The sequence below is a fragment of the Rhodanobacter soli genome (assembly GCF_040548735.1).
Lineage (GTDB): Bacteria > Pseudomonadota > Gammaproteobacteria > Xanthomonadales > Rhodanobacteraceae > Rhodanobacter > Rhodanobacter soli_A.
In genome coordinates this window covers 1,216,812-1,240,711 of record NZ_JBEPSD010000001.1, presented here as the reverse complement: position 1 = coordinate 1,240,711, position 23,900 = coordinate 1,216,812, and the positions used below count along the sequence as shown (strand labels likewise).

24 protein-coding genes are annotated in these 23,900 nt (G+C 66.9%); 11 read left to right on the top strand and 13 right to left on the bottom strand.

Annotated features, from left to right (window positions below; translation table 11 throughout):
- Nucleotides 1-21 precede the first annotated feature (21 nt).
- The 3 genes from hemW to rph are packed head-to-tail and all read right to left on the bottom strand — an operon-like array spanning nt 22 to nt 2,524.
- Nucleotides 22-1,188 carry a radical SAM family heme chaperone HemW gene (hemW, locus tag ABIE04_RS05805; protein ID WP_354547611.1) on the bottom strand — a complete coding sequence of 389 codons (1,167 nt, stop codon included), beginning with the start codon at nt 1,186-1,188 and terminating at the stop codon, nt 22-24.
- A complete protein-coding gene (rdgB, locus tag ABIE04_RS05800) occupies nt 1,185-1,787 on the bottom strand; it encodes an RdgB/HAM1 family non-canonical purine NTP pyrophosphatase (protein ID WP_354547610.1) in 603 nt (200 codons plus the stop codon). Before rdgB ends, hemW begins: the two co-directional genes overlap by 4 nt.
- A 5-nt stretch (nt 1,788-1,792) precedes the next feature.
- A complete protein-coding gene (rph, locus tag ABIE04_RS05795) occupies nt 1,793-2,524 on the bottom strand; it encodes a ribonuclease PH (protein ID WP_113723483.1) in 732 nt (243 codons plus the stop codon).
- Between the two features lie 90 nt (nt 2,525-2,614).
- Here rph and ABIE04_RS05790 point away from each other — a divergent pair, with 90 nt between their 5' ends.
- Nucleotides 2,615-3,478 carry a YicC/YloC family endoribonuclease gene (locus tag ABIE04_RS05790; RefSeq protein WP_354547609.1) on the top strand — a complete coding sequence of 288 codons (864 nt, stop codon included), beginning with the start codon at nt 2,615-2,617 and terminating at the stop codon, nt 3,476-3,478.
- A gap of 48 nt (nt 3,479-3,526) precedes the next feature.
- On the opposite strand, the gene ABIE04_RS05785 is transcribed toward ABIE04_RS05790, so the two are convergent.
- From ABIE04_RS05785 to ABIE04_RS05745, 9 genes are all read right to left on the bottom strand, one after another.
- Nucleotides 3,527-4,960 (bottom strand): efflux transporter outer membrane subunit, encoded by a 1,434-nt coding sequence (locus tag ABIE04_RS05785; protein ID WP_354547608.1) that lies wholly within the window; start codon nt 4,958-4,960, stop codon nt 3,527-3,529.
- Complete coding sequence (locus ABIE04_RS05780; RefSeq protein ID WP_354547607.1) at nt 4,957-5,865, bottom strand: HlyD family secretion protein; 909 nt, start codon at nt 5,863-5,865, stop codon at nt 4,957-4,959. The genes ABIE04_RS05785 and ABIE04_RS05780 overlap by 4 nt, the downstream gene beginning before the upstream one ends.
- An 8-nt stretch (nt 5,866-5,873) precedes the next feature.
- The gene (locus ABIE04_RS05775) at nt 5,874-6,086 is read right to left on the bottom strand and encodes a DUF1656 domain-containing protein (RefSeq protein ID WP_354547606.1); all 213 of its coding nucleotides are present in this window, start codon (nt 6,084-6,086) and stop codon (nt 5,874-5,876) included.
- Nucleotides 6,083-8,050, bottom strand: a complete 1,968-nt coding sequence (locus ABIE04_RS05770; protein ID WP_354547605.1) for an FUSC family protein — start codon at nt 8,048-8,050, stop codon at nt 6,083-6,085. Before ABIE04_RS05770 ends, ABIE04_RS05775 begins: the two co-directional genes overlap by 4 nt.
- Nucleotides 8,047-8,493 carry a MarR family winged helix-turn-helix transcriptional regulator gene (locus ABIE04_RS05765; protein WP_354547604.1) on the bottom strand — a complete coding sequence of 149 codons (447 nt, stop codon included), beginning with the start codon at nt 8,491-8,493 and terminating at the stop codon, nt 8,047-8,049. The genes ABIE04_RS05770 and ABIE04_RS05765 overlap by 4 nt, the downstream gene beginning before the upstream one ends.
- Before the next feature lie 197 nt (nt 8,494-8,690).
- Nucleotides 8,691-10,298, bottom strand: a complete 1,608-nt coding sequence (locus tag ABIE04_RS05760; RefSeq protein ID WP_354547603.1) for a GMC family oxidoreductase — start codon at nt 10,296-10,298, stop codon at nt 8,691-8,693.
- 77 nt (nt 10,299-10,375) lie between these two features.
- A complete protein-coding gene (locus ABIE04_RS05755) occupies nt 10,376-11,473 on the bottom strand; it encodes a Gfo/Idh/MocA family protein (RefSeq protein WP_354547602.1) in 1,098 nt (365 codons plus the stop codon).
- A gap of 32 nt (nt 11,474-11,505) precedes the next feature.
- Nucleotides 11,506-13,092 carry a GMC family oxidoreductase gene (locus ABIE04_RS05750; protein WP_354547601.1) on the bottom strand — a complete coding sequence of 529 codons (1,587 nt, stop codon included), beginning with the start codon at nt 13,090-13,092 and terminating at the stop codon, nt 11,506-11,508.
- A 108-nt stretch (nt 13,093-13,200) separates the two neighbouring features.
- A complete protein-coding gene (locus tag ABIE04_RS05745) occupies nt 13,201-14,658 on the bottom strand; it encodes an aldehyde dehydrogenase family protein (protein WP_354547600.1) in 1,458 nt (485 codons plus the stop codon).
- Nucleotides 14,659-14,821: 163 nt separating this feature from the next.
- Here ABIE04_RS05745 and ABIE04_RS05740 point away from each other — a divergent pair, with 163 nt between their 5' ends.
- From ABIE04_RS05740 to ABIE04_RS05710, 7 genes are all read left to right on the top strand, one after another.
- On the top strand, nt 14,822-15,289 hold the full coding sequence (locus tag ABIE04_RS05740; RefSeq protein ID WP_354549790.1) for a MarR family winged helix-turn-helix transcriptional regulator: 468 nt from the start codon (nt 14,822-14,824) through the stop codon (nt 15,287-15,289).
- A 194-nt stretch (nt 15,290-15,483) separates the two neighbouring features.
- Nucleotides 15,484-16,116: a guanylate kinase gene (gene gmk / locus ABIE04_RS05735; RefSeq protein ID WP_354547599.1), complete on the top strand. Its 633-nt coding sequence runs from the start codon at nt 15,484-15,486 to the stop codon at nt 16,114-16,116.
- Nucleotides 16,117-16,193: 77 nt separating this feature from the next.
- Nucleotides 16,194-17,030, top strand: a complete 837-nt coding sequence (locus ABIE04_RS05730; RefSeq protein WP_354547598.1) for an ABC transporter ATP-binding protein — start codon at nt 16,194-16,196, stop codon at nt 17,028-17,030.
- Nucleotides 17,027-17,803, top strand: coding sequence for a lipid asymmetry maintenance ABC transporter permease subunit MlaE (gene mlaE / locus ABIE04_RS05725; protein WP_354547597.1), 777 nt, complete (start codon nt 17,027-17,029; stop codon nt 17,801-17,803). Before ABIE04_RS05730 ends, mlaE begins: the two co-directional genes overlap by 4 nt.
- Nucleotides 17,804-17,837: 34 nt before the next feature.
- Entirely contained in the window at nt 17,838-18,689 is an 852-nt protein-coding gene (mlaD, locus tag ABIE04_RS05720) for an outer membrane lipid asymmetry maintenance protein MlaD (RefSeq protein ID WP_354547596.1), read from the top strand.
- Between the two features lie 50 nt (nt 18,690-18,739).
- On the top strand, nt 18,740-19,414 hold the full coding sequence (locus ABIE04_RS05715; protein WP_354547595.1) for an MlaC/ttg2D family ABC transporter substrate-binding protein: 675 nt from the start codon (nt 18,740-18,742) through the stop codon (nt 19,412-19,414).
- Nucleotides 19,411-19,719, top strand: coding sequence for an STAS domain-containing protein (locus tag ABIE04_RS05710; protein ID WP_354547594.1), 309 nt, complete (start codon nt 19,411-19,413; stop codon nt 19,717-19,719). Before ABIE04_RS05715 ends, ABIE04_RS05710 begins: the two co-directional genes overlap by 4 nt.
- Nucleotides 19,720-19,787: 68 nt before the next feature.
- On the opposite strand, the gene ABIE04_RS05705 is transcribed toward ABIE04_RS05710, so the two are convergent.
- Nucleotides 19,788-20,618 (bottom strand): MlaA family lipoprotein, encoded by an 831-nt coding sequence (locus ABIE04_RS05705; protein ID WP_354547593.1) that lies wholly within the window; start codon nt 20,616-20,618, stop codon nt 19,788-19,790.
- Between the two features lie 197 nt (nt 20,619-20,815).
- Here ABIE04_RS05705 and rpoZ point away from each other — a divergent pair, with 197 nt between their 5' ends.
- From rpoZ to ABIE04_RS05690, 3 genes are all read left to right on the top strand, one after another.
- Nucleotides 20,816-21,106, top strand: coding sequence for a DNA-directed RNA polymerase subunit omega (gene rpoZ, locus ABIE04_RS05700; RefSeq protein WP_007509529.1), 291 nt, complete (start codon nt 20,816-20,818; stop codon nt 21,104-21,106).
- Nucleotides 21,107-21,233: 127 nt separating this feature from the next.
- Nucleotides 21,234-23,399, top strand: a complete 2,166-nt coding sequence (locus ABIE04_RS05695) for a RelA/SpoT family protein (RefSeq protein WP_354547592.1) — start codon at nt 21,234-21,236, stop codon at nt 23,397-23,399.
- Between the two features lie 88 nt (nt 23,400-23,487).
- Entirely contained in the window at nt 23,488-23,871 is a 384-nt protein-coding gene (locus tag ABIE04_RS05690; RefSeq protein ID WP_214555763.1) for a RidA family protein, read from the top strand.
- The last annotated feature ends 29 nt before the right edge of the window (nt 23,872-23,900 follow it).

Here is a 23,900-nt window from a genome sequence, read left to right as displayed (position 1 = left end):
CCGGCGCCCGGACGGCCGTTTTCAGTCGAGGAAAATACCGATGACGTCGTTCAGGAACCGCTGGCCCAGCGCGGTGGTGTGCAGCCGTTGCGGGTCGTCGTGCAGCCAGTTGCGCTGGCGCGCCGCTGCCAATGCGGCGGCGATGCGTTCCGGCGGCAGGCCGGTGCGTTCGGCGAATGCGGCCATCGGCACGCCGTCGACCAGGCGCAGCGCGTTGAGCATGTACTCGAACGGCAACTCGGCGGCGCCGACCACGTTGTCGCCGCCGATCCGCGCGGGGCCGCCGTTGGCTTCGAGGTAGGCACGCGGATGGCGGGTTTTCCAGCGCCGGTGCACCTGGCCGCTGGCCGCGTCGCTGAGCTTGCCGTGCGCGCCGGCGCCGATGCCGAGGTAATCGCCGAACTGCCAGTAGTTGAGGTTGTGCATGCAGCGCCGGCCCGGCTGCGCATACGCGGAGATCTCGTACTGGCCGTAGCCGGCGGCGGCGAGACGCGCCTCACAGGCTTCCTGCATCGCCCAGGCGTGGTCGTCGTCCGGCAGCGGCGGCGGGTTGGCGGCGAACGCGGTGTTCGGCTCCAGGGTCAGCTGGTAGTGCGAGATGTGCGTGGGCGCCAGCGCGACCGCACGCTCCACGTCGGCCAGCGCGCCATCCAGGGTCTGTTGCGGCAGCGCGTACATCAGGTCCAGGTTGATGTTGGCGTAGCCGGCGTCCTGCGCCGACTTCACGGCGGCTTCCGCCTCGCTGGCCGAGTGGATGCGGCCAAGCCGCTTCAGCTTGTCGTCGTCGAAACTTTGCACGCCGAACGAGATGCGGTTGACGCCGGCCGCCAGGTAGCCGTCGAAGCGGCCATGCTCGACCGTGCCAGGGTTGGTCTCCAAGGTGATTTCGGCGTCGGCGCGCAATGGCAGGCGCTCGCGTACGCCATCGAGCAGACGCGCGATCAGTTCGGGTGCGAACAGGCTGGGCGTGCCGCCGCCGAAGAAGATGCTGATCACCTCGCGGTGTTCGAGCGCCGAAGCGAAGTCGACGCGGTCGGCGTCGAGGTCGGCCAGCAGGTGGTCGATGTAGTCGGCGTAGGGCGGCGGTTCGCTGCGCAGGCCGTGCGAGTTGAAGTCGCAGTACGGGCACTTCTTCACGCACCACGGCATGTGGATGTACAGCGACAGCGGTGGCGCGATCAGGCTCATGCGTGGCGCAGTTCGCGCAACCGCTCGTGCAGCAGGGCCAGCGCCTGGCCGCGGTGGCTGAGTCGGTTCTTCAGCGCATCGTCCATCTCCGCCACGCTCTGTTCGTAGCCCTCGGGCAGGAATACAGGGTTGTAGCCGAAGCCGCCGCTGCCGCGGCCTTCGGTGAGGATGCGACCGTGCCAGCGTGCCTCGGCGATCAGCGGGGCCGGGTCGTCGGCATGCTGCAGCAATACCAGCACGCAGATGAAGAACGCTCCGCGCTGCTCCGTCGGCACGCCGTCGAGCGCGCGCAGCAGCTTGGCGTTGTTCGCCGCGGCGTCGCCGTGGCCGCCGCTGTAGCGCGCCGAATACAGTCCCGGTGCACCGTCGAGGTGATCCACGCACAGGCCCGAGTCGTCCGCCAGCGCGGGCAGGCCGCTGGCTTGCGCGGCGTGACGCGCCTTGAGCAGGGCGTTCTCGACGAAGGTCAGCCCGGTTTCCTCGGCGTCGGCGATGCCCAGGCTGGCCTGGGGCACGACTTCGAGACCACTGCCGGCGAGCATGGCGCCGAATTCCTTCAGCTTGCCCGGATTGCTGCTGGCCAGCACGATGCGCGACATCGGGCTCAGCCCTGCGCCAGCGCCGCGCGCTGCGCCGCCACCAGTTCGCCGATGCCTTTCTCGGCCAGCGCCAGCAGCGCATCCATTTCATCGCGGCGGAACGCATGGCCTTCGGCGGTGCCCTGCACCTCGATGAAGCCGCCGCCGTCGTTCATTACCACGTTCATGTCGGTATCGCAGCCGGAGTCCTCGATGTAATCGAGATCGAGCACCGGCACGCCCTGGTAGATGCCCACCGACACCGCGGCGACCGCGCCGACGATCGGGTTGCGCTTGAGGTTCTCGCGCTTCATCAGCAGGTTCACCGCGTCGACCAGGGCCACGTAGGCGCCGGTGATCGCCGCGGTGCGGGTGCCGCCGTCGGCCTGCAGCACGTCGCAGTCCAGCGTGATCACGCGTTCGCCCAAGGCCTGGCGGTTGACGCAGGCGCGCAGGCTGCGGCCGATCAGGCGCTGGATTTCCATGGTGCGGCCACCCTGGCCGCCACGCGCGGCTTCGCGCTGCATGCGGGTGTTGGTGGCGCGCGGCAGCATGCCGTATTCGGCGGTGATCCAGCCCTCGCCCTTGCCGCGCAGCCAGGCCGGCGCGCGATCCTCGATGCTGGCGGTGCACAGCACGCGGGTATCGCCGAAGCTCACCAGCACCGAACCCTCGGCGTGGCGGGTGTAGTGGCGTTCGATGCTGACGGCACGCAGCTGGTCGCTGGCGCGGCCGCTGGGGCGGGTGACGGGTTTCATGGGTTATTCCTGGCGTCGCTTGGCCGGATTGGGCAAGGCGGGACCGGAGAGTTTACCATTGCGCTCTTTCCCCACGTCCGGAAGGCGCCGATGATCCGCAGCATGACGGCTTACGCCAGTGCCGAAGCTACCGGCCCCGCCGGCACGCTCAGTTGCGAGCTGCGCACGGTCAACCACCGCTACCTGGAACTGAGCCCGCGGCTGCCGGACGAGTTGCGCGGTTTCGAATCGCAGTTGCGCGAACGCGTCGCGGCGAAGCTGTCGCGCGGAAAACTCGACCTGACCGTGCGATTGCGCGGCGGCGAGGCGCGTGGCGATTCGCTGCACGTCGACACCGCGCTGCTGTCGCGCCTGTCGGAACTGAACCTGGACATGGCCGCGCTGTTTCCCGGGCTGCAGGTGCAGTTCACCGAACTGTTGCGCTTCCCCGGCGTGATGCAGCAGGCCGAGGTCGATCCGGAAGCGCAGCAGGCCGCGCTGTTCGAGGTGCTCGATCGCGCGCTGGATGCGCTCACCGCCACCCGCGAGCGTGAAGGCGAAAAGCTGGGCGAGATCCTGCGCGACAAGCTGGACGCGATCGAACGCGTGGTCGCCGCCGTGCGCGGCTGGATGCCGGAGATCCGCGCCGCGCTGCGCGCCCGGCTGGAAACGCGTCTGGCCGATTTGAAGCAGCCGGTCGAGCCGGGCCGGCTGGAACAGGAACTGGTGCTGCAGATCACCCGCACCGACGTCGATGAGGAGCTCGACCGGCTCAGCACGCACATCGGCGAGACGCGCCGCGTGCTGGGCCTGGCCGAGCCGGTCGGGCGCCGGCTGGATTTCCTGATGCAGGAGTTCAACCGCGAGGCGAACACGCTGGGCTCCAAGTCCGTCGACGCGCGCAGCACCAATGCCGCGGTCGAGCTGAAGGTGCTGATCGAGCAGATGCGCGAGCAGGTGCAGAACATCGAGTGAGGTTCCGCGCCGCCCGGTGACCTACCGGCGGCGCATTCGTGGTTCAGGCTACGGCGTCGCCGCCTCGTTCTCCCAGCCACCACCGAGCGCGAGGAAGATGCGCACGCGATCGGTCGCGAGGGTGGCATCGGAGGCGGCGAGTGCGGCTTCGGCATTGGCGAGGCTGCGCTCTACATCGAGCGTTTCGAGGCTGGACACGGTGCCGCCGCGCAACAGCTGCTGCTGTAGCCCGGCCGCCGTGAGGCTCTCATCGCGGGCCACACGCAACTGCGTGTTTTCGTCGAGGTGACGCGCGTATAGCGTCAGCGCAGTTTCGGCTTCGCGCAACGAGCTCAGCACCACGCCGTCGAAGTTCGCCAGGGCGGCGCGCTGGGCGGCGCCGGCCTCTTCGATGCGGGCGTGGGCGACGCGGGTATTGGGGAAGCTCCACGAAATCAGCGGGCCGACGTTGAAGCGCAGGGCAGAGCGGTCGAGCAAGGTGCCGACCTTGCGCGAGGTGGTACCGAGCGACGCACCCAGGCTCACGCTGGGATACAGGTCGGCGGTGACCACGCCGATATCGGCGGTGGCGGCGGCAAGCTGGCGGTCGGACTGGCGGATATCCGGGCGACGGCGGATCAGCGCGCTGCCATCGCCGACCGGGATCGGCTGATCGAGTGTGGGAATCGTCGTGCAATTGGCCAGCTCGGCGGGAAACGCGGTCGGTGCGCGGCCCATCAAGACGGCGAGCCGGTATAGCGCGGTCTGCCGCGCGCCGTCGAGCGGCGGTAGCGCCGCGTTCAACTGCGCCAGCAGCGCACGCGAGCGACTGAGGTCGAGCGGCGAATACAGGCCGGCCGCGGCGCCGTGTTCGCTCAGGCCGAGGCTTTGCCGCTGCAGTGCGGCCGAATGCTGCGCCACCTGCAGGCGGGCGCCAGAGGCGCAGGCGTCGGTGTACGCACCGACCACGTTGGCGACCACGGTGATGCGCGCCAGATCGGCGGCGGCCGCCTGCGTTTGCGCATCCGCGCTGGCGGCTTCGATCTCGCGGCGTATGCGGCCGACCACGTCGACCGCATAGGACACGCCGAGGCCGGCGTCGATCGCAGGATGTGTGCCGCCGGAAGGGCCGACGCCGCCGGTGGACGTCTGGCCGAACGAGACGCCGCCGCCGAGCGAGGTCTGCACGCCGGCACTGGCGCGCGTGCCCTGCACCACGGCCTCGGCCCGTTCGAGATTGGCCACCGCCACGCGCACATCGGTATTGGCGATCAGCGCCTCGCCGATCAGCGCGTCGAGCCGGGGGTCGTTGTACAGCTGCCACCAGCGCGCTGGCAGCGGCGCGGTCGATAACGCCGCGGGGCGGTTTTCAGCGAACGCCCCCGGGGGATGCGCGGCGAGGCTGCCGGGCAAGGGGGGCGGCGCGTAATTGGGGCCGACACTGGCGCAGCCGGCGAGCAGGCCGAGCAGCGCCGCTGCCAGCGGACGCAGGTGCCGGTTCATAGTTCGCGGCCTACGCCGAGCACGTCGTCGGCGCCTTCAAGCGTTACCGTGACCGTGCGGCCAGCGATCAGGTCGAAGCCGTCCGGAACATGGTCGATCGCGATCCGCACCGGCACGCGCTGGGCCAGCCTGACCCAGTTGAAGGTCGGGTTGACGTTGGCCAACAGCGTGCCAGACGCGGTGCTGCGCTCGCGGTCGTCGATGCCGGCGGACATGCCGACGACATGGCCGGTGAGCGGCCGGGCTTCACCCATTACGTGGATCGTCACCTTCGCCCCGGCATGGATGCGCGCGAGCTTGGTTTCCTCGAAATAGCCGGCGACGTAGAAACTGTCGCGGTCGATCAGCGTCATTACCGGTTGGCCGGCGCTGGCATACGCACCCGGGCGCAGCGAAAAGTTGGTGACCACGCCATTGACCGGCGCACGCACGTCGGCGCGGTCGAGATTGATGTGGGCGAGATCGCGATCGGCGCTGGCCTGATTGAACTTCGCCCGCGCCTGCTCCGCGGCCGAGCGGCGGTCGTCCTGCTGCTGTTGGGGGACCACGCCGGCCAATGCGCGATAGCGGCGGTCCTCGCGCTCGGCGGCGTTCAACGTCGCCTGCGCGATGGCGACTGCGGCCTCGCCCTGCTCCAGCGCGTTCGCCAGCCGCGCGCGGTCGATGCGGAACAGCAGTTCCCCGCGCTGCACGTGCTGGTCGTCATGCACGTAAACCGCCTCGACGCGGCCAGAGACATCGGCGGCCAGCGGCACCACGTCGGCGCGGATCTTGCCGTCGCGCGTCTGCGGCGCGTAGGTGTAATAGCTGTAGAGGTGCCACAGCACCATCGCCCCCAGTACGGCAAGGGTGGTGGTGAGGGTAACTTTCGCGATGCGTGGCAGCGCTTTCCGGATCGAGGTCATGGTCGGTATCAAGGGGTTGTGGCGATGCGCAGCACGAGGAAGGCCGTGCCGACAAGAAGAAAAAGCAACGAGGTATCGAATAGCGGTCGCTGCCACACGAAGCGGTAGAAACCCACCGCCTGCAGCAGCTTCGAGAGCAACAGCCGCGCCACGAAACCGATCAGCAGGCATAGCAGCAGCGGCGAGATGAAGATGCCCGCGATATTGATTTCGCCGATCATGTCGCGGGCTGCCAGGCCGGAGCGGAGCCGAACAGCGCCAGGCGCAGGCCGGTCAGCGAACGCAGCAGGTCGTGATGGGCCGGATGCGGCGCGGCGCGCCACACGGTCGACAGCGCATGGTCAATCAAGGGCAGGATCCTCGGTGGCGAATTCGCGTCGATGTCGCGGCGGATGCCGTTCAGCAGGTCTTCGGAGGCCTCGCGCACATCGCCAGACAGGGTCGCCGAGGTCATGCGCAGGTTGGCGACATTGACGCCGGCGCGAAGTTGGATCAGCAGCCGCGCACTCTGGTCGACGTCGCCGTCCTTGAAGCGCAAGACCATCGCGGCGATGCGGTCGAGTGCGCGCTGGATATACGCGTCGCGGGCGTAAGGGCTGGCCTGGCGGCTGAGCCGGAGCACATCGGCCCGCTCGCGCCCGGCCAATCGGATCAGCGCATGGGCCGGGCCCAGCGTGCGGAACAGGTTGCAGCAAAAGAAGGCGACGTAGATGCCGACCAGGGAGCCGAACATGGCTTCGAGGTAGAAACCGAAATCGTACGGGTTGTAGAAACCCTGCAGGTTGATCGAGCTCAAGCCCATCGCCAGCAGCAACAGCGCCATCGGATTGGAGGCCGCCCAGAAACCCAGCGGCAGCATGAAGATGCCCATCGCGATCATGAACGTCGGAAAGTCGTGGGTGAGCGGCAGCAGTCCGTAGCAGAGGATGCCCACCGCCACATACGCCACCAGCACGAAGCTGCCGAACTTGGCGATGATCGGCCGCGGGTCGTCGCCGGCACCGAAGAACGCCAGCGCCACCGTGCCCAGCAGCACGGCGCCGGGGCCTTGGCTCCAGCCGGTCGCCCACCACAGGCTGCAAAGAATGACGTAGGAAACCAGGATGCCGCCGGCCAGACGCAGGGCGAGGCTCCAGTCGGGCACCAGCGGAAACGCGGCGGCGCGCTGCAACTGCTGCTCCAGCGCGGGTTCCAGCGTGCGGTCGTCGTGCAGCGCGGCATCGAGGCGGCGCACTTCGCGCCATAGCCGCAGCGCATCGGCGACCAGATCGGCCAGGGTGTCGCGCACCAACCGATGCCAGTGCGCCTGTTCATCCTCGGCTACCGGCAGTTGGCGCAGACGCGCGACCAGCTCGGCCGGGTCATAGGCCGCATCGTCGAGGCGCGCCTGCGCCTCTTCCAGCAGTGGGTCGATGATTGCCCGCTCGGCGGGCGCGGTATGGGCGATGCGGACGGCGATGGCGGAGATAGCGGGAATCAGCCGCAGCAATCGCTGCTGGATTGCCAGCGCGAGCTGCAACTCACGCGGCGACACCATCGGGTCGTAGCGAAGCTGGCCGGTCAGGACGGACAGCGCGGTGATGTCGGCAATGATCTTCAGGCGGTCGTGTTCGGCCTGCGCATCGACCAGCCGGCCGGTCAGCGCATCGTTCATCCAGGCCTCGACATCCGGCAGCCAGCCTTGCAGCCGGCGGCGCAAGGTGGGGCCGAGCGAGCGCGGCACGATCAGGCTGTCGACGATGGTGGTGACGATGATGCCCAGACCGATTTCGCAGACGCGGGCGACCGCGGTGTCGAACATCGCCTGGGCGTGGGTGGCGCCGGGCACGGCGACCAGCATCAAGGTGATGCCGAGCAGGCCGTAGCCGTAGCTGCGCGGCGTGCGGTCGAGCACCGAACAGGCGAAGGCCACCGCCGCCACCAGGCCGGAGGCGACGACGAGCAGCAGCGGAATGCTTGCGAACATCGCCGCCAGCACCAGGGCGACGATGCCACCGCAGATCGTGCCGACAAAGCGGTAGACCGCCTTGGAGCGCAGCGTGCCGGTGAGCGGATTCATCACCACGCAGCAAGTCACGACGCACCAATAGGGGTTGGGCAGGCCGATCTTGTCGGCGATGACAAAGGCAATCATCGCGGCGATAAACAACTTGACGGAGAACAGCAGCGGCAGCGCGACTTTCACTCGGTGTCGGCCGCGGATTCCCCGGCATGGTCGCGCGCGCGATCGCCCAGGGTGCGCAGGACGCAGGTGGCCGTCTCGAGGTCGTCGAGGGGAATATCGGCCAGCAGCGTTTCGCGTAACACCCCCACGGCGCGCTCCATCTGCGCGGCGAGCCGGCGCCCGTCTGCTTGCAGATGGATCGTCTTGATCCGTCGGTTGGCCGGCGCGTTGCGTCGCTCAAGCAACTGCAACTGCTCCGCCTGATCGAGCAGGCGTACCAGGGTCGCCGGATGCACGCCCATCTCGTCGGCGAGCACGCTTTGCTGCGCCCCGTCACCCAGTCGCGCGACATGCAGCACCAAGCGCGCCAGCGGCTGTGACACGCCCGGTTCGATCAACACCGTGCTAGCCGCCTGCTGCCAGGTGCGGCGCACCGGTTGCAGCGCATTGGTGAGGGCGTACAAGGCGTCGGATCGTAAAGTCATGAGGATTCTGGCGTATGCAGTCTATAAAGATAACTAGGCAATTGTTGTCTTGTCAACGATTATTCGTGCCGCCGCCGTGGCGGCAGACAAAACGGTCGGGATGGATCGGCCATGCAGGCCGTCCGAGGGGACAGCCTGCATGTACGCCGTGACAGGTGGCGCGCTGGCTTGCGGACTCAGGCCGGGTTGTCTTCCAGAATCCGGTCCGCCGCCAGCCATGCCAGCGCCATCGTCGGTGCGGTGGTGTTGCCGGCGGTGATGGTCGGGAATACCGACAGGTCCACCACGCGCAGCCGCTGCACGCCGCGCACGCGCAGCCGCGGATCGACCACGTCGTCGGCGTTCGGTCCCATCGCGCAGGTGCCGACCGCGTGATAAGCGGGCGAGCCTTGCGAGAACGCGGTGTCGAGCAATTGCGCCGGCGTCTGCACGCCCTTGCCCGGCACGCGCTCCTTCACGATCTGTTCGGCTAGCGGACTGCGGGCCATCCATTCGCGGATCTTCGGGATGATGCTGACGGTGACTTCCCGGTCGATCGTGCTGCTCAGATAGTTCGGGTCAAGCACCGGCGCGGCGTCGGGGTCGGCGCTGCTGATATGGATCGAGCCTTCGCTGGTGGGACGCAGCTGGTAGCCCACTGCCATCATTCCCGCCTCCTTGGCGAGCGCGACCTTTCCCTCGGTGAGGCCGGCGGCCGCGGTGGATTGCGGGGCCATCAGCACCATCACATCCGGGCGCTCGAGCTCGGGCGTAGATTTGAAGTACGCGATGACGTCGTACCCGCCCACGGCGAGCGGCCCGTTACGCTGCAGCAGGAACTTCGCGCCGGTGATCGCTTGCCGGAACGTCGTATTGAGCAGGTGGTTGTAGCCCAACCCGTCCTTGAGCACGGCTTGCAAGTTGACGCCGCGGTGTTCGCGCAGGCGCTCGCCGACGTTCGGGCTCTCGATCCGCAGCGGCACGCCGGCCTTGGCCAGCACCGGCCCATGGCCGATCCCCGAGCGCTCCAGCAGCAGCGGGCTTTCCAGCGTGCCGCAGGACACGATCACTTCCTTGCGCGCACGGAACTCGACCGGCTTGCCGTCGCTGAGGGCGAGTACACCGACGACACGATTGCCCTCGAACAGCAGGCGGTCGGCCTTGGTCTTGATCACGATTTTCAGGTTCGGACGATGCTCGGCCGGGTGCAGAAAACCGCGCGCCGCCGCGTCGCGGGTGCCGTGCTTGACGTTGGAGGCCACGTAGCCGATGCGCTCGTCGTCGCTACCGTTGGGATCGGCGACGCGCTTCCAGCCCAGCTTCTCGCCGGCGCTGATCATCGTCTCGCAGGTGGGCTCGCGTTTGGTCGCTACCTCGACCTTGATCGGGCCGCCGACGCCACGCACGTCCGAGGCACCCAACTGGTGATCTTCCATGCGCTTGAACACCGGCAGGAAATCCTTCCAGCCCCAGCCCGGATTGCCGGCAGCCTCGATCGCGTCATAGTCCTGCGCCCAACCACGGTTCCAGACCAGACCGTTGATCGCGGTGGAGCCGCCGATGACCCTGCCGCGCGCCCACTGTTCGACCACGTGGGTCGGGCCGACCGGCTGGGTCGCGTAATGCGTGGCGACGCGCTTGTCCTGCATCGTGAAGAAAAATCCCTTGGGGATCGGGATCATCGGGTGGCGGTCCTGGCCACCCCACTCAAGCAACAGGACCTGGTTGGCGGGGTTCTCCGAAAGACGATTCGCCAGTACACAGCCGGCCGCGCCGGCGCCAATGATGATGTAGTCGTATTCCATGCCAGTTACCTCGAATCAGGGGCACCTAGGCCATCGCCTGCGACGGCGACGCGTGGCGAGGTGGTGGGGGAATGGGATCAAATCGACGGGTCTGCTGCGGCCGCCGAGCGCTCGATCGCCTCCAGGGTTTCATGCAGTGCAACGGCGTCACGGAAGCTCGGTGCCGAGCGCGTGCCGTCGCGGATGTCACGGGCGATCAACCCGTAGATGCGCGCCACGTTGCCCACCACCACATCGTCCGGCCAGCCCTCATGGGCGCTGGTGGGCGGCATTAACGGCGCAAGCTCGGTCGCAGCGCCGGTGGCGCCGCGGACCGACAACTGCACCATCTGGGCATGGCCGCTGGCGCCAGTCACCTGGATGACACCCTTGCTGCCGTTGATCTCCCACAACAGGTTGATGCCGCGGGAGACGCCGCCGCGGTAGTGGATCGAGAACGCGGCGCCGCTCTCGAGGGCGCCGTGGACGAGGACCTGGTCGGGCGTGGTCCTCGGGATGGTTTCCCCGGTGTCGGTGATGTGCGCCGTCTTGCGGCGGTTGATCAGCCGCGCGGACAAACTCCCGAAGTCACCCAGCACATCGCGAAAGCCGGCCAGCGTATGTCCGAGCGGAATGCTGAGCATGGTCGCACCATTGCGGCGGTCGTCGAGATACGCGTGCGCGGCATCCGTCTGCCCGCCCCACTGCCCGCCGCTGCCCACCAGCGTGGTCGACAACACCTCGCCGACGTAGCCGCTGGCGATGAGGTCGCGCAGGTGTTCGATCTCCGGCGCAACCCGCATCTGCGTACCGACCGCGGCCACCACGCCACGTGCCTCGGCGAGATCGGCCAGCTCGCGCGCCTCGGCCAGGCCGTTGCCGAGCGGCCACTCGCAATAGACGTGCTTGCCGGCCTTCAGCGCCGGCATCACCAGCGCATGGTGGTGCGGCACCTTGACGGTGACCACCACCAAGTCGATATCGGGCGAGTCCACCAGCGCCTGGGCGCTCTCGAAGGCATGCGGCAGCCCGAACGCCTGAGCGGCACGCCCCGCGCTGGCAAGGCTGGTGTTGGCGACGCCGACCACTTCGTAATCGTCGGGCAGGGCCGCCAGTGCCGGCATATGGGCCGAGGCGGCCCAGTGGATGCCAGGGTTGAGGCCGATCACGCCGACACGGATGCGCTTGTTGCTCATGAAGTTCTCCTGATGGCCAGATGAAATGAGGATCAGCCGGCTTTGATGAGGTCGGCGCCCTTTTCAGCAATCATCAGGGTCGCGACATTGGTGTTGCCCGAAACAATGGTCGGCATGACCGAGGCGTCGATCACGCGCAGACGATTCACGCCGCGCACGCGAAGCTCGGGATCGACCACGGCCAGGTCGTCGACGCCCATCCGCGCTGTTCCGGAATAGTGGAAGGCGGTGTCGGCGTTGGTGCGGATATAGTCGAGCAGTTCCTCATCGTCGACCGGCCCAAGCGTGGTCTCCTTCAGGTCGAACTGGCGGAACGGTTCGGCCTCGGCGATACGCCGGACCATCTTCATCGCATCCAGGATGGTGCGCACATCGGTTTCGGTGCTGAGGTGATTGAATTGCACCGTTGGCATGACCTTCGCGTCAGGCGAGGTAATGCGCACATGGCCGCGACTCTCGGGGCGGCTCTGATAGGCGGACAGGCGGATGCCAGATCCCTTGCCAAGATCCCAGCCCTTGTCACCGGGCGTGAAGGGAATGAAGTGGAGCTGGATGTCCGGCGCGACGACGTCCGGGCGCGTCTTGAAAAAGGCTCCGCCGGCTGCCGCGCCGACAGTGAGCACGCCGTTGCGCGGGCCGAGATAATAATTCATCCCCGCCAGCGCCTGGGCAAAAACGTTACGCACCCGCACGTTGAACGTGTCCGGGCTGGACGTCGAGTAGAAGCGGCCTACCTGCAAATGATCCATCAGATTCTCGCCGACACCTTCCAGGGCGTGGACCACCGGAATGCCGTTGCGTGCCAGCAGGTCGGCCGGGCCGACGCCGGATAGCTGCAGCAACTGCGGCGTCAACAGTGCACCAGCGCTGAGAATGATCTCGCGCCGGGCGGCGGCGCGATGGGTTTGGCCGCTCCGCTCGTAGACGACGCCCGTGGCCTCGCGACCGTCGAATTCGATCTTGCTGACCGTGGCCTCGGCGAGAACATGAAGGTTGGGACGATGCCGATTGGGCTTGATCATCGCCTCGGCGGTGGACGAACGGCGGCCACGTCGGGTGTTCAGCGGCCAGTAACCGGCGCCTTCGCGGGTCGCGCCGTTGAAATCGTCGTTGCGGGGAATGCCCAGTGCTTGTTGGGCGGAAGCGATGAAGGCTTCGGCCAGCGGCGTCCGCCAGCGTGCATTTTCCACCGCGATCGGGCCGTCACCACCGTGCAGAGCGTTGGCGCCGCCGATCCAGGTTTCATTCTTGCGAAAATAAGGCAGGACATCGTCATAGCCCCAGCCCTTGGCGCCCTGACGCTCCCAGGTCTGGTAGTCGTAGGGATCGCCCCGGACATAGACCAGGCCGTTGATCGAACTGGAGCCACCGATCACCTTGCCATGCGGCAGGCCGACGCGCCGGTTCTTGAGGCCCGGTTCGGGCTCGGACTCGTGATTCCACATGTAGCGTGGATTGAAGATGATCTTGGCGAAGCCGAGCGGGATCTTCGTCCAGTAGCTGCGGTCCTCGGGGCCGGCCTCAAGCAGCAGCACGGTCGTGTCCGGGTTCTCGGACAACCGCGCGGCGACGGTGGCGCCCGCCGAGCCGGCGCCAATGATGATGTAGTCGTATTCCATGGTAATTGCCTCGTATCAGAGAGCCCTTACACGATGGCTGCCCGTGGCCGGGGGAGGGCTGTGGGAAGTGGTGCCGCGCGCTGCTGGCCGCGGCACCTACCGATGGCCTTATGCGGCCACCGGAAGCACGATCGACTTGATGTTGGTCAGCGTGAGATATCCCTCGCGGCTGCCGACGTAGCCCCAACCGGACTGCTTCATGCCGCCATACGGCGCGATCAGCATGGGAAAGGCGCCGCCGATGCCGAACGAGCCCGAACGGACCCGGTAGGCGACGTCATAGGCGAGCTTCTCGTCGTTGGTCAGCACTGCGCCATACAGGCCGAAGCGCGAGTCGTTGGCGATGCGCACGGCATCGTCGATGTCGTCGTAGGGGATGACGCAGTAAACCGGCCCGAATACTTCGTTCTGCGCGATCTCCATGTCATTGCTGACGTTCACCAGCAGGGTCGGCTCGATGTAGAAGCCGCACTCGAAACCTTCCGGGCGCTTGCCGCCGGTGGCGATCTTTGCGCCTGCGGCCACCGCCCGCTCGATAAAGCCCTCGGAGCGGGCGCGCACGCGTTCGCTAACCATCGGCCCGAACTCGGTTTTCGGATCCTGCGGCGGGCCGATACGCATGGCCGCGAGCGCCTTCGAAAGCTTTTCGACCAGTTCATCGTGGCGCTTGCGCGAGACCAGGATGCGGCTGGTGGTGACACAGACCTGGCCCATGTACGCTGTCATGCTGCGCACCAGCTTGGGCACAGTCTCGTCCATGTCGACGTCGTCGGCCACGATCGCGGCCGACTTTCCGCCCAGCTCCAGCGTCACTCGTGCCATGCGCTGCGCGCAAACCGCGCCGACTTCGGCACCAACCTCATTGCCACCGGTAAAATGCACCGCATCAATGTCATGGTGGGCGACCAGGTATTTGCTGACTTCGGCACCGGCGGTAATGATGGTCAGCACGCCTTCGGGGAAGCTGGCCTGCGCCGCCGCATCGGCCATGAAGTGGCCAATCATGCGGTTTTCCGGCGGCAGCTTGACCACCACCGGGTTACCCGTGAGTAGTGCCGGGAACACGCTCATGCCCAGTTCCGCGAGCGGACCGTTGTAAGTGAGAATCGCCAGCACTGGGCCCAGCGGCTCGTGCCTGACCTCGACCCGACCAGCGCGCGTTTCGCGGATCTCGCTCAGCGGAATCTCGGTGGCCAGCCCCAGCACGTCGTCGATGCCGAACATAGACATGCCGTACATGGCCTTGACCGTGGTGATCGGCATGCCGCCCTCGATCGCCCAGGCCTTCTCGAAGCCTTCCATCGACGCCAATGCGTCGCGGAAACGGGTGGCGAATTGCAGGCGCTGCTCTACCGTCAGGCGCGGCCACTCACCCTGTTCGAACGCGGCCCTTGCCTGTTCCACGGCGTGCGCGGCATCGTCGATGGACGCGTCCGGAAGCTCGCAGATGACATCTTCGCTGTGCGCGGAGATCACCTTCACCAGCGAGGCCTCGCCACGCGGTTGTTGCCACCGGCTGGCGATGAAAACTTCGCGTGCATGCGGTACCTTGACTTGTTCGTTCATTCTTTATGCGCCTCTGGGGTATGGGTCGCGGCGAGTGCTTCCGGTCCAGTCCGCTACCTGGGGGATGTACTTGGGGAGATGAGGCCGTTGTCCAACAGTCCGTTCTTCAACCTCGGATTTATGCAATTATGTTTACACCTCAATTATTGACTAGTCAACTTTGATGGATGACAAGACGACCTGGAATGAGACCCTGACCTGGATCCTGATGCCGGTCGGGCGGCTGTGGTGCCGCGCCGTGGGCAAGGCTTTCGAGAGCCTTGGCGTGTCGCTGTCGGCGGGTGCGCCGATCCTGGCGGTAGCGGAAATCGGCGATGGCGTGCGGCAGAACGTCGTGGCCGACGCGATCGGCGTGGACAACGCCGCGCTGGTGCGTTCGCTCGACAAGCTGGAGGCGGTGGGCCTGTTGGAGCGGCGGGCCGACCCGGTCGATCGCCGCGCGCGGACGCTTCATCTCACCAGGGAAGGGCGCGCCCTGGCCAAGAAACTGAATGCCGCGCTGGCGACGTTTCGTCAGCAGGTGTTGGCGCAGATCAGCGAGAAAGATGGCGCGGCAGCCGTTCGCGTACTGCGCGCGATCGAACTGGCGTCACTGCAAAGCCTGGGTGAGGCGGTCGACCCCAACGACTGAGGGTAGTCAGCGCGTCGCATGTGTGTCCAGCCATAAAATAGGTGGCTTGCCGGGCCAGCGCGCGAGTGTCGGCCGCGGTCCCGGTATACTGGCTCGATGAAGCTGATCGCCCCGTTCTGTTGCAGCCGAATTTTCGCCGACCTGCCGGGGCGAGCTCGAGAAACGTCATGCGTGAAGGTTGGCCCAGGTTTGCCATGACTGTTCCCATCGAAGGCACGCTGTTCGTGGTCGCTGCGCCCTCCGGCGCCGGCAAGTCCACCTTGGTCAACGCGCTGCTCGAGCGCGAGAGCGCGATCTCGCTGTCGGTGTCGCACACCACGCGGCCGCCGCGGCCGGGCGAGACGTACGGACGGCATTACTACTTCGTCGAGCGCGCCGAGTTCGAGCGCGAGATCGCCGAGGGCGTCTTCCTGGAGCACGCCGAGGTGCACGGCAACCTGTACGGCACCTCGCGCACCACCGTGCAGGAACTGCTGGGGCAGGGGCGCGACGTGCTGCTGGAGATCGACTGGCAGGGCGCCCAGCAGATCCGCCGCAGCAAACCCGACTGCGTCAGCGTGTTCATCCTGCCGCCGTCGCGGGCTGAACTCGAACGGCGCCTGCGCGGTCGTGGTTCGGACAGCGCCGAGGTGATCGAGCGCCGGCTGCGCAATTCGCGCGGCGAGATCGCCCACGCGCACGAGTTCGACTACATCCTGGTCAACGACGTGTTCGACGAGGCGCTGGGCGGGCTGCAGGCGATCGTGCGGGCGGTGCGCCTGCGCAGCGCGCTGCAGTGGCAACGGCACGAGGCGCTGATCGGCGAGCTGCTGGCCGCCGGGGCCTGAGTGACCGCCCATCCATCACATGGCCTTCGAACAGCGCTTCCGCTACCTTGTCCGCTTCCCCATCGCTGCCGCCACCCATGACCGAACCCGTTCGCACCACGCCTGACGACCCCGCCCTGGTGCGGATCCGTGGCCTGACCACGGTGCTCAACGGCAAGACCATCTTCGACGCGCTGGATCTGGACATCCCGCGCGGCAAGGTCACCGCGATCATGGGCCCCAGCGGCACCGGCAAGACCACCCTGCTCAAGCACATCACCGGGCAGATGCGTGCCGACGCCGGCGAGATCCGTGTCAATGGCGAGAACGTGGCCGAGCTGTCGCGCGAGCAGTTGTACAAGCTGCGCGAGGGGATCGGCTACCTGTTCCAGAACTCGGCCCTGCTGACTGACTTCGACGTGTTCGAGAACGTGGCGTTTCCGCTGCGCCAGCACACGAAGTTGCCCGAGGTGCTGATCCGCGACCTGGTGCTGCTGAAGCTGCAGGCGGTGGGCCTGCGTGGCGCCGCGCGGCTGACCCCGAACGAGCTGTCCGGTGGCATGGCGCGTCGCGTCGCGCTGGCCCGGGCGATCGTGTTCGACCCGATGCTGATCCTGTACGACGAGCCGTTCGTGGGGCTCGACCCGGTGGCGCTGAACCAGGTGCTGAAACTGATCCGCACGCTCAACCAGACGCTCGGCATCACCAGCGTGCTGGTGGCGCACGAGCTGGCCGCCGTGCAGCGGGTCGCCGACCATGTGTTCCTGATCGCGAACGGCAAGGTGGTGGCGCAGGGCGACCCGAAGACCATAGCGAACGACGGTTCGGCGTGGACGCGCCAGTTCTTCGGCGGCGAAGCCGACGGCCCGGTGCCGTTCCAGTACCCGGCCGGCGATCTGGCGCAGGCCCTGGGCTTTGCCGGAGCGGCGAAATGAACGTGCGCGAGCCGCAACGCAACAACGTGGTGAGCCAGTCGCTGGCGCAGATCGGCGCCTGCGGCCTGTTCCTGCTGACCCTGCTGGCGGCGGTTCCGCGCAGCTTCCGCTACGTGCGCGAGACGATCCGCCAGCTGTGGTTCGTCGGCGCGATGAGCCTGACCATCATCATGGTCTGCGGCCTGTTCGTGGGCATGGTGCTGATGCTGCAGCTGTACCACGTGCTGTCGATCTTCGGCGGCACCTCGGCCAGCGGCATGGTGGTGGCGTTGTCGGTGTATCGCGAGCTGGGTCCGGTGGTGACCGCGCTGCTGTTCGCCGGCCGTGCCGGCACCTCGATCACCGCCGAGATCGGCCTGATGCGCGCCACCGACCAGATCGACGCGATGGAGATGATGGCGGTCGACCCGATCGCCTACGTCGCCACGCCGCGCTTCCTGGCCGGGCTGATCGCGATGCCGCTGCTGTGCTGCGTGTTCTGCGCCATGGCGATCTTCGGCGGCCACCTGGTCGGGGTGACCTGGCTGGGGGTGGACAACGGCACGTTCTGGTCGAACATGACCGCCCAGGTCGACGTGCATACCGACATCGTCAACGGCGTGCTGCTGAAGAGCCTGGCATTCGGCGCGGTGGTATCGCTGATCGCCGTGTTCCAGGGCTTCACCACGCCGCCGACCAGCGAAGGGGTGGCCTACGCCACCACGCGTACCGTGGTCGCCTCGTCGATCGCGATCCTGGCGCTGGACTTCGTACTCACCGCTTTCCTGATGTGACTGCCATGACCTATCGTTTCCCGAGGATTCTGCCGTGAGCCAACCGAGAAGTTCGTATGCCGTCGGCACCGGCCTGTTCATCGTGCTGGGCTTCGCCGCGCTGGCCTACCTGGCCACCCAGACCAGTTCGGTGGCGAACGTGCACCAGGGCGACAGCTACACCGTCGAGGCGCAGTTCACCAACATCGGCCAGCTGAAGGAGCGCGCGCCGGTGAAGATCGCCGGCGTGCGGGTCGGCCAGGTGCAGTCGATCACGTTGAAGCCGGGCCACGACGTGGCCGACGTGAAGCTGTCGATCGACAAGAACTACAACCGGATCCCGCAGGACTCGGTGGCGACCATCTTCACCAGTGGCCTGCTCGGCGACCAGTACGTGGGCATCCAGTACGGCACCTCGAAGCAGTTCGTGACGGCGGCTGGCACGCTGGCGCGAACCAAGTCGACCGAGCCGCTGGAAGAGATGCTCGGCAAGTTCTTCGGCGCCGGTGGCGTGGTCGACAATGTCGGCGGCAGCTACGCGGTGAAGGCGGCCTTCACCAATGTCGGCACGCTTTCGGCCGGTGCGCCGGTGAAGATGGCCGGCGTGGTGATCGGCAGCGTGCAGTCGGTGCATGCCGATCCGGTCAAGCTGAATGCCGAGGTCGTGCTGTCGATCGACAAGCGCTACGACGCGATTCCCGACGATTCGTCCGCCGCGGTGTTCACCAGCGGTTTGATCGGCAGCCAGTATGTTGCGATCCAGCCGGGCGGTTCGCCCGACTCGCTCAAGGACGGCGACGAGATGATCCTGACCCAGTCCGCGATGCAGCTGGAAGACCTGATCGGCAAGTTCCTGGTCAACGGTTCGCCCAGTGACAAGAAAGATGCCGGCAACGGCAACAAATAGCCCGCTATCCCCACCGGCTCGCTGAGCCGGTTCTGCTGAAGGAGTTACCCATGTTGCGCAGACTGGCTCTTGCCACCGCCATCGCGTTTGGCGCCGTCATTGCCGTTCCGGCGTTCGCCCAAGCGGATGCTGCTGCCCCGGCCACCGCCCAGCAGGCCCCGGTGGAGGTCGTGCAGGCCATCGCCGACCAGCTGGCCACGGCGATCGAGGGGCATCGCGACGAATTGAAGAAGAACCAGGAAAAGCTGATCAGCGTCATCGACGAGGTGTTCCTGCCGCACTTCGACATCGACTACGCCTCGATCCTGGTGCTCGGCCAGCATGCCCGCGAAGCCACCCCGGCGCAGCGCGAGCGCTTCGCGCGGGCGTTCTACAACTCGATCACGCATCGCTACGCCGAGGGCCTGCTCAACTACACCCGCGGCCGGGTCAAGGTGTTGCCGTTCAAGGGCGACCTCAACGACAAGCGCACCGTGGTGCGCACCCAAGTGGTGCTGGACGACGGCAAGCTGGTGTCGATCGACTATGCGTTCCGCAAGGGCCGCAGCGGCGACTGGAAGGCTTACGACGTGATCATCGAGGGCATTTCCTACGTCACCAACTACCGCAACCAGGTGGACGCAGAAATCCGCAAGGTCGGCATCGACCAGTTGATCACCAACCTCGAGACCCAGGGCTCCAAGGCGCTGGAGACGATGGCCAAGGACAACAAGGACAAGCCGTGACGGCGGCGGCCGGACACGGGTTCCAACTGGACACCGGCACGCCCGGCACCTTGGGCGTGCGCGGCGAGCTGAGCTTCGACACCGCGGCAGCGGCGCTGCAGGCGATCCAGTCCGCCCTGGCCGGCGGTGCCGTGTCGCATCTTGATCTGGCCGGCGTGCGCCACAGCGACAGCGCAGGGCTCGCCTGCGTGCTGGCGGTTGCGGCCGAGGCTGCCCGGCGTGGACAGGCGCTGCAGGTCGTGCACATGCCGGCCGGCATGCAGGCGCTGGCGCAGGTCTGCGAGGTCGATCGCCTGATCGCCTGATCGCCCACGGAGGGCAGCAACGAAGAAGGGGCCTCGCGGCCCCTTCTTCATGTCGGTTCGGTACCCGCCTATGGCTGCTGGGTCGCCTTGCCCGGATGCTTGCTTTCCCACTGGTGCTGCTGGTCCAGCAGTTCCTCGGGGTCGAAGTTCTGCTCGTCCAGCCCCTGCATCTGCTGGATGATCTCGACCGGTGGGTTGCCGTCGTAGATCTTGTACAGGCGCTGCTGGCGGTACGCGTCGCGGATGAACACGTAGGGATCGTAGGCGGACTGCAGGAAGCCCTCCGCGTCGATCGCGCGCGAGCGGATCGTCACCAGGTACATCATCTGCGGCATGTACTGCAGGCCGTTGTAGTGGTGGTTGTTGGCGAACAGGGTCAGCGGATCGAAGAAGTAGCTGTCCACTGGACGCTGCCAGATGTCGCGCACGGTGCTGGGGCCGAGGAGCGGCAGCATCAGGTAGTCGCCTTCCGGGGCGCCCCAGCGCGCCAGGGTGACGCCGAAGTCGTTGTCTTCCAGCGGCAGGCCAAGCTGGCTGGCCGGGTCGAAGAAGCCGCCGATGCCCAGGGTCAGGTTCACCAGGAAACGGCCGGTGCTTTGCAGCGCCTGCTTCGGGCGTGCCTGCAGCAGGTCGTTGGCGACCGTGACCGGCATGCGGATGTTGGTGAAGAAGTCGCTGAACGAACGCCGTACGGGCGGGTTGGTCACCTTGCGGTAGCCCAGCGCAACCGGCCGGATCACCGCCTTGTCCACCGCGTCGTTGAATTTGTACGCGCCGCGGTTGTACTTCTCCAGCGGGTCGTCGGTGCGCGGCTTGGCGATGGTGCAGCCGGCCAGCAGCGCAATCGCGAGTACGGGCAACCAACGGCTCAATAAGGGAAATCGAAGCGGTGAGGGCATCGGTGCGGGGATTCGCGTCGGGGGGACAGTAAGTGTACTGTCTGGTTTTATATCGTGCACGGCTTTCAGCCTGCTTCCATGAGGTGCGTGCCGGCCCGTGGCCAGCCCACCATGATACGCGTCGCGCGCATTGCCAGCAAAGCACCCGCTGGCTACACTGTCAGATCATATAAGTCACTATTCCCTAAGGATTTCGCATGGCACGTATTACCGTGGAGGACTGCCTCGAGGTGGTCGACAACCGTTTCGAGCTGGTATTGATGGCGACCAAGCGCGCGCGCCAGCTGGAAAAGGGCGCCGAACCGGCGGTCAATCCCGATCATGACAAGCCGACCGTGCTGGCGCTGCGCGAGATCGCTGCCCGCCGCATCGACCAGGCCACGATCGACCAGATCGACAAGGCCGAACGCGAGCGCGCCGAGCGCGAAGCGCTGGAGTGGGCCGCGGCCGAGGTCGACGACGACCTGTCCAAGGGCGGCGACGACTGATGGACGGCGGTTGCTGTAGCACGCGTACCCGTCGCACCGGCACGTCCGGTGCGACGGACTGCGCGCATTTGGCAACCGTTGGAAGTTCCTGCAACGAGGTGAGCGCCTGACCAGGCGCAAGGCCCCGATGACTGCGGCCAGCCACCCCGCCACGGTCGACCTGTCCGCGCTGCCGCCGTACGCGCTGGCGCTGAAAGAACGTATTGCCTACCTGCCCGACGCGCAGGTCGAGCGCGTGCTGCGCGCGTTCCAGATCGGCGCACAGGCGCACGCCGGGCAGGAGCGCAAGAGCGGCGAGCCGTACATCACCCACCCGGTCGCGGTGGCCGGGATTCTGGCCGAACTGGGGCTGGATGCCGAGACGATCATCGCGGCGATCCTGCACGACACCCTGGAAGACACCGAGCTCAGCCGCGAGGCGCTGGCTGCCGAATTCGGCGAGGTCGTGGCCGAACTGGTCGACGGCGTCACCAAGCTGGACAAGATGCGCTTCGGCAGCCGCCAGGAGGCTGACGCGGAAAGCTTCCGCAAGATGCTGCTGGCGATGGCACGTGATATCCGCGTGATCCTGATCAAGCTGTCCGACCGCCTGCACAACATGCGCACGCTCGGCGCCAAGGATGCGCCCTCGCGCCGCCGCATCGCGCGCGAGACGCTGGAGATCTACGCGCCGATCGCACAACGTCTCGGCATGAACAAGTTCAAGGCGGAGCTGCAGGACCTGGGCTTCCGCGCGCTGTACCCGGACCGCTACCGGGTGATCAGCGAGCGCATCCGCGCCGCGCTGGGCAACCGGCGCGAGGCGATGGGCAAGATCGAGGCGGCGCTCTCCGCGCGGCTGGCCGCCGACCACCTGCCGGCGCGCGTGGTCGGCCGGATCAAGTCGCCGTGGAGCATCTATTCGAAGATGCGCGGCGATCACAAGAGCTTCGCCCAGTTGATGGACGTCTACGGTTTCCGCGTGGTCGTCGACAGCGCGATGAGCTGCTACATGGCGCTCGGCGTGGTGCACGCGCTGTACAAGCCGGTCGATCGCCGCTTCAAGGATTTCATCGCCATCCCGAAGGCGAACGGCTACCAGTCGCTGCACACCGTGCTGCTGGGTCCGTTCGGGGCGCCGATCGAGGTGCAGATCCGCACCGCCGAGATGGATTCGGTGGCCGAGCGCGGCGTGGCCGCGCACTGGGCCTACAAGACCGATTCGGGCCCGGCCAACAGCGCGCAGGCACGGGCACGCGAATGGTTGTCCTCGCTGGTCGACAGCTCGGCGAGTACCGTGTCGTCGTCGGAGTTCATCGAGAACGTCAAGATCGACCTGTTCCCCGACGAGGTCTACCTGTTCACCCCGCGCGGCGACATCCTGTCGCTGCCGCGCAACGCCACCGCCCTGGATTTCGCCTACGCCGTGCACACCGACGTGGGCGACCATGCGGTGGCCGCGCGGGTCGACAAGAAGCTGCTGCCGTTGCGCACCAGGCTGGAGTCGGGCCAGCTAGTGGAGATCATCACTGCGCCGTCGGCGGTGCCGAACCCGGCCTGGCTGGAAGTGGTCGTCACCGGCAAGGCGCGCACCGCGATCCGCCAATACCTGAAACACCTGCAGCACGAGGACGCGGTGGACTTCGGCCACCGCATGCTCGACCGCGCGCTGGACGCGCAGGGCAGCAGCCTGGACGGCATTCCTGCGGCGGTGCTGGACCGCTTCCTGGAAACCTCCAAGTTGAAGCGGCTGGAGGAGCTGCTGTCCGACATCGCGCTGGGCAACCGCATGCCCGACGTGGTCGCCAGCCAGTTGCTGGCGTCGCGCGGCAAGAAGGCGGGCAAGCCGCACGCGTCGGCGCACGCGCACGAGAAGATCCGCATCACCGGCGCCGAGCGCGGCGTGCTGAGCTTCGCCAACTGCTGCCATCCGCTGCCGGGCGACGACATCATCGGTTACCTGTCCTCGGGCAAGGGCATCGTGGTGCATCGCGAGGAGTGCCCGAACGTGATCGAGCTGCGCAAGTCGCCCGAGCGGTGCGTGGCGATCGAGTGGGATCGCGACGTGCAGGGCGACTACCGCGCCGAGCTGCGCATCGAGGTGATCAACCGCCCCGGCGTGCTGGCCACCGTGGCCGCCGCGATCGCCGCCGCCGACTCGAACATCGAGAACGTGGAATACGTCGAGCGCGATTCCGCCGCCGCGACCTTGCTGTTCGCGATGGAAGTGAAGAGCCGCAAGCACCTGGCCGACGTGATCCGCCGCGTGCGCCGCACCGGCGTGGTCAGCGGCGCCTACCGCTATCCCTTGTAGGAGTGAGTGGAAGGAAGCGGGAAACGGCAGACTGGTAACATACCCACTCGTTTTTCACTTCTCTTCACTGGCCACTCGAGGCAATACCATGTCCCGCAGCATCATCTCCACCGAGAAAGCCCCCGCCGCGATCGGTCCGTATTCGCAGGCCGTGCGTGCCGGCAATACCGTGTACTTCTCCGGCCAGATTCCGCTGGACCCGGGCACCGGTGCGCTGGTCGAGGGCGACATCACGGCGCAGACGCGGCGGGTATTCGACAACCTCACCGCGGTGGCCGCGGCGGCCGGCGGTTCGCTGGCGCAGATCGTGCGTGTCGGCATCTACGTCACCGACCTGACGAACTTCGCCGCGGTCAATGCGGTGATGGCCGAATACTTCCAGCAGCCGTATCCGGCGCGTTCCACCATCGAGGTGTCCGGCCTGCCGAAGGCAGCGCAGGTCGAAGTCGACGCGGTGATGGTATTGGACTGAGTCCGGTCGGCGCCCCACGCCGACAGCCG